The sequence below is a fragment of the Acetatifactor sp. genome, assembly GCF_982438285.1.
On the sequence record NZ_CEWDFQ010000250.1, the window covers coordinates 1 to 4,683 of the forward strand.

At 50.5% G+C, this 4,683-nt stretch carries 5 protein-coding genes; 4 read left to right on the plus strand and 1 reads right to left on the minus strand.

Features of this window, described 5'->3' with window-relative positions; translation table 11 throughout:
• Window positions 1-43: 43 nt before the first annotated feature.
• Complete coding sequence (locus tag AC1WIP_RS11710) at window positions 44-790, minus strand: lysophospholipid acyltransferase family protein (RefSeq protein WP_481141997.1); 747 nt, start codon at window positions 788-790, stop codon at window positions 44-46.
• A 105-nt stretch (window positions 791-895) separates the two neighbouring features.
• Here AC1WIP_RS11710 and AC1WIP_RS11715 point away from each other — a divergent pair, with 105 nt between their 5' ends.
• The 4 genes from AC1WIP_RS11715 (at window position 896) to AC1WIP_RS11730 (ending at window position 4,490) form a co-directional block, all read left to right on the plus strand.
• A complete protein-coding gene (locus AC1WIP_RS11715) occupies window positions 896-1,303 on the plus strand; it encodes a protease complex subunit PrcB family protein (protein ID WP_481141998.1) in 408 nt (135 codons plus the stop codon).
• Window positions 1,304-1,374: 71 nt separating this feature from the next.
• The gene (locus AC1WIP_RS11720) at window positions 1,375-2,640 is read left to right on the plus strand and encodes a dihydroorotase (RefSeq protein ID WP_481142001.1); all 1,266 of its coding nucleotides are present in this window, start codon (window positions 1,375-1,377) and stop codon (window positions 2,638-2,640) included.
• 171 nt (window positions 2,641-2,811) lie between these two features.
• The gene (locus AC1WIP_RS11725; RefSeq protein WP_481141999.1) at window positions 2,812-3,582 is read left to right on the plus strand and encodes a dihydroorotate dehydrogenase electron transfer subunit; all 771 of its coding nucleotides are present in this window, start codon (window positions 2,812-2,814) and stop codon (window positions 3,580-3,582) included.
• A complete protein-coding gene (locus AC1WIP_RS11730; protein WP_481142000.1) occupies window positions 3,582-4,490 on the plus strand; it encodes a dihydroorotate dehydrogenase in 909 nt (302 codons plus the stop codon). The genes AC1WIP_RS11725 and AC1WIP_RS11730 overlap by 1 nt, the downstream gene beginning before the upstream one ends.
• Window positions 4,491-4,683: the final 193 nt, after the last annotated feature.

Below are 4,683 nucleotides of genomic sequence, written 5' to 3' on the forward strand. Positions count from 1 at the left end.
GGGGGATACGGTGCTGGTAAAGGCCTCCCACGGCATGGAATTTTCAGAGCTGATCAGAAAATGCTTTCTTGTTGATGAAGTACCGCTCTGAGATAATGCCGCTCACATAGGTGCCAAGCTTTTTCCGGGTTTCCTTGTCCAGCTCATTGATATAGATGGGCTTACAGTATTCGATGATCACTGTGGCAGGCTTTACCCTTGGCAGATGATCCTCAAAGATGGCCGCAGAATTTACGATGGACATGGGGACCACGGGAACGTTTCCCTTTTCTGCGATCTTAAAGCTTCCCTCGTGAAAGGGCAGAAAGGTGTCGGGAACCTTGTTGCGGGTGCCTTCCGGAAAAATGCAGATGGAAATCCCGTTTTTTACCTTTTCCACTCCTGCCAGTATGGTCTTTAATCCCTGCTTGATATCGTCCCGGTCCAGAAACAGACAGTGGAGATTGCGCATCCAGTTTGTCAGAAGGGGCCATTTGAGCATTTCCTTTTTGGCGATGTAGCCTGTGGGCCGGGGAACCCTTACATAGGTCATCACAATATCAAAGTAGCTTCTGTGATTGCCCACGTATAAGACGGCCGTGTCCTTGGGCACATTTTCCTCGCCCAGAACAATCACCCTGGTGCCGGCCAGACGAAGAACCTGACGGAAGGCCCAGTTTACGATGGCCAGAGAGCTTTTGTCCTTGAGGGCCGGGTTAAACCTGCCAATGATCCATTCCGCAATCAGAAGAGGAATGGAGAGAATTAAAAACAGAATGACAAACAGTGCCACTATCAGAAATCGTATCATAAAAGTACCTTGCCTTTTCCAGTTTCGTTTCCTCCCGAGTATATCATAAAATCCCCGTTCTGTACATAGAATAGAGAAAAACCCAAAAGCAGGGAATTTGAGAGAATGAGACGGATTTTTTTGGGGCTTTTGATTACCCTGAACGTGTTGTGCCTGTGTGGATGCACCCTTATGAGCCAGGAGAGAGTCAAACTGAGAGACTTAGATTTTACGGTTTTAAGTGAGGAAAAAATACCCCAGGAGCTTGCAGAGATTTTAGAGGAGAAAAAAAGTGAGGCCTTTCAGCTGACCTACAAGGATGGGGAAGCTCTTTACATATGTATCGGATACGGCCCACAGGAGACAGGAGGCTACAGCATTGCGGTAAATGATTTGTACCTGACAGATACGGCCATCTATGTAAACACCAGTCTGCTGGGCCCACAGCCGGAGGAAAAGAGCAATAAGACCGTTTCCTATCCTTATATTGTGATCAAGACGGAGTACCTGGACCAGACCGTAATGTTTGAGTAAGCTTTCCCTGATTGCCTATTTCCGGAAAACGTGATAAACTTAGGTGAAATGTGGCAAGGGAGGCACAGATGATGCTGATCAAAAACGGATATGTGATAGACCCAAAATCAGGTTTAGAGGGCAATTATGACATCCTTACAGAGGGAGACGTCATTGTAAAAATTGCAAAGGAGATTGAGGCGCCCAAAAAGGGCTGCAGGGTGATAGACGCGGAGGGGCTTTTGGTGGCTCCGGGACTAGTGGATGTGCATGTGCATTTCAGGGAACCTGGCTTTACCCAGAAGGAGGATATCTCCACCGGAGCCGCTGCAGCCGCCAGAGGCGGTTTTACGACGGTAGTGCTGATGGCAAACACAAAGCCGGCGGTAGATAATGTGGATACCCTGGAGTATGTGCTGGAAAAGGGAAAAAGGACAGGCATCCATGTCCTGACCTGCGCCAATGTGACCATGGGGATGCAGGGAAAGGAGCTGGTTCCCATGGAGGAGCTGGCGGAGAAGGGCGCGGCAGGCTTTACAGACGACGGTATGCCTCTTTTGGATGAGGCGCTGGTACGCCGGGCTATGGAGGAAGCCGCAAGGCTGGACCTGCCTATAAGCTTTCATGAGGAGGACCCGGGCTATATTGTGAACAATGGCATCAATCAAGGGAAGGCCAGCGCTTATCTGGGGGTGGAGGGCTCTCCCAGAGAGGCGGAAATTACTATGGTGGAGCGGGACCTTAAGCTGGCTCTGGAAACGAAAGCTGACATCAATATTCAGCATATCAGCACCAAAGAGGCGGTAGAGCTGGTGCGCCAGGCCAAAAAGAAAGGCTCTCATATCCACGCGGAGGCTGCGCCCCACCATTTTTCCCTGACGGAGGAGGCGGTTTTGGAGTATGGGGCTTTGGCCAAAATGAACCCTCCTTTGCGGGAGGAGGAGGACAGGCAGGCTATTATCCGGGGGCTGGCAGACGGCACCATTGATCTGATTGCCACGGATCATGCCCCGCACACTGCCTCGGAAAAGGCAAAACCTATCACGGAGGCCCCAAGCGGCATCATCGGGCTGGAAACGGCGCTGCCTCTAGGCATTACAAAGCTTGTGGACGAAGGATACCTTACCATGAAGCAGCTTCTTGCCAAAATGACCTGTAATCCTGCGGCCTTGTATCATCTGCGGGCGGGATATCTGGCAGAAGGCGGACCTGCGGATTTGGTTCTCATCGACACGGCTGCGGAAACAGTTTTTGAAAGATACGCATCCAAAGCCTCAAACACCCCCTTTACCGGCTGGCGGCTTAAGGGAAGAGTAAAAGCCACGATCTGTGCAGGCCGGGTGGTGTATGAAGAATAGGTAACTGCGAAAATTGCTCCCTGGTATCAGAAACTGGGCGTAATAACCAAAATAAGGGTGACTAGCTACTGCTTCGGAACCCGTTTTTGGTTATTACGACCAGCTTCGTGACTTTGCCAGCGAGTTTCACAATCACCTATGAATGAAGAAAATGGAAAGGAATGATAGCATATGAGGCAAAAGCAGAAGGCGGCAGTGCTCTCTCAGAGACAGACAGCGCCGGAAATTTACGATATGTGGATTGAGACGGACCTTGCAAGGGAGGCGGGACCGGGGCAGTTTATCTGCATTTACCCCAAAAGTGAGAGCACACTGCTTCCAAGGCCCATCAGCATCTGCCAGGTGAACGAGCAAAAGACGGCCATCCGCATTGTCTACCGGATTGCAGGCAAGGGAACCAGAGAATTTTCCTCCTATAAAGCCGGAGAGGAAATCTTTATACTGGGCCCTTTGGGAAATGGCTTTCCCTTTCAGAAAGGGGAGGGCAAAAGGGTGCTGCTTATGGGAGGCGGTATCGGAATTCCTCCCATTTTACAGCTGGCCCAGGAGATAAAGGGGGACAAGCAGATGGTTCTTGGGTATCGGGATAACCACCTGTTTTTAAAGGAAGATATGGAAAAACTGGGGGCGGTGCAGATTGCCACAGAGGACGGAAGTGTGGGAGTGCAGGGAAATGTTATGGATGCAGTCAGACAAAAAGGTCTGGAGGCGGATCTGATTTTTGCCTGTGGGCCCATGCCTATGCTGCGGGCGATAAAGGCATATGCCCAGGAGAAGAACATTCCCGCCTATATTTCTCTGGAAGAGCACATGGCCTGCGGCGTGGGCGCCTGTCTGGGCTGTGTGGTGAAAACAAAGGAGATCGACCACCATTCCAATGTGCACAACGCCAGAATCTGTACAGACGGTCCGGTTTTTGAAGCAGAGGAGGTGGAAATCTGATGAAGCTTGAGACAGTGATTGCGGGAGTGACCTTTCAGAATCCTGTTATGACAGCCTCTGGAACCTTTGGCTCCGGCATGGAATACTCGGAATTTGTGGATTTAAACCGCTTGGGAGCAGTGGTGACCAAGGGGGTGGCAAATGTTCCCTGGCCGGGGAATCCTACGCCAAGAGTGGCTGAGGTGTACGGAGGAATGCTGAACGCCATAGGGCTGCAGAATCCCGGCATTGATGTGTTTATGCAAAGGGATATTCCTTTTTTAAAGCAGTATGATACGAAGATCATTGTGAATGTCTGTGGAAAAACCGTGGAGGATTATGTAGAGGTAGTGGAGAGACTGGGTGAGGAAAGCGCTGTGGCTATGCTGGAAATCAACGTATCCTGCCCCAACGTAAAGGAGGGAGCCATCGCCTTTGGGCAAAATGCGGACGCTCTGTATCATATTACCTCCGAGATCAAAAGACATGCAAAGCAGCCTGTGATGATGAAGCTCAGTCCCAATGTAACGGATATCACGGAGATGGCAAAAGCCGCAGAGGCCGCGGGAGCGGACGCTCTTTCTTTGATCAATACCATAACCGGCATGAAGATAGATGTGCACAGCCGCAGATTTGCTCTTGCCAACAAGACAGGGGGCATGAGCGGACCGGCCATTAAGCCCATCGCCGTACGCATGGTATATCAGACGGCAAAGGCCGTGAAGATTCCTATCGTAGGAATGGGAGGCATCGCAAGCGGTGAGGATGCCATAGAATTTCTGCTGGCCGGGGCAAGCGCCGTAAGCGTGGGAGCCATGAATTTTGTAAATCCCAGTGAAACTATGGAGGTGCTTGAGGGAATTGAAAGATACATGAAACAGCATCATGTGGAAAACGTGACGGAGCTTATTGGGGCAGTGCAGGAATAGCAATGCTGCTTGTGTCCCGTGATACCGGAGCCAAAAGGTGCTCTGGGCCGCAGACAGTCAGAAGTGTTTGCTGTCTGCGGCTGTTTTTTTCGGCACGATATCACGGGACACTCTTGTCATAAATAGAAAAAGGCCTTCATATGTATATTTATAGAAGTATATAGGTAATTGCGAAACTCGCTCTCTGGTATCA

Bases quoted from the DNA above. Each gene is read 5' to 3' on its own strand.
- AC1WIP_RS11710 (WP_481141997.1), bottom strand. From the start codon at position 790: ATGATACGATTTCTGATAGTGGCACTGTTTGTCATTCTGTTTTTAATT.
- AC1WIP_RS11715 (WP_481141998.1), top strand. From the start codon at position 896: ATGAGACGGATTTTTTTGGGGCTTTTGATTACCCTGAACGTGTTGTGC.
- AC1WIP_RS11720 (WP_481142001.1), top strand. From the start codon at position 1,375: ATGCTGATCAAAAACGGATATGTGATAGACCCAAAATCAGGTTTAGAG.
- AC1WIP_RS11725 (WP_481141999.1), top strand. From the start codon at position 2,812: ATGAGGCAAAAGCAGAAGGCGGCAGTGCTCTCTCAGAGACAGACAGCG.
- AC1WIP_RS11730 (WP_481142000.1), top strand. From the start codon at position 3,582: ATGAAGCTTGAGACAGTGATTGCGGGAGTGACCTTTCAGAATCCTGTT.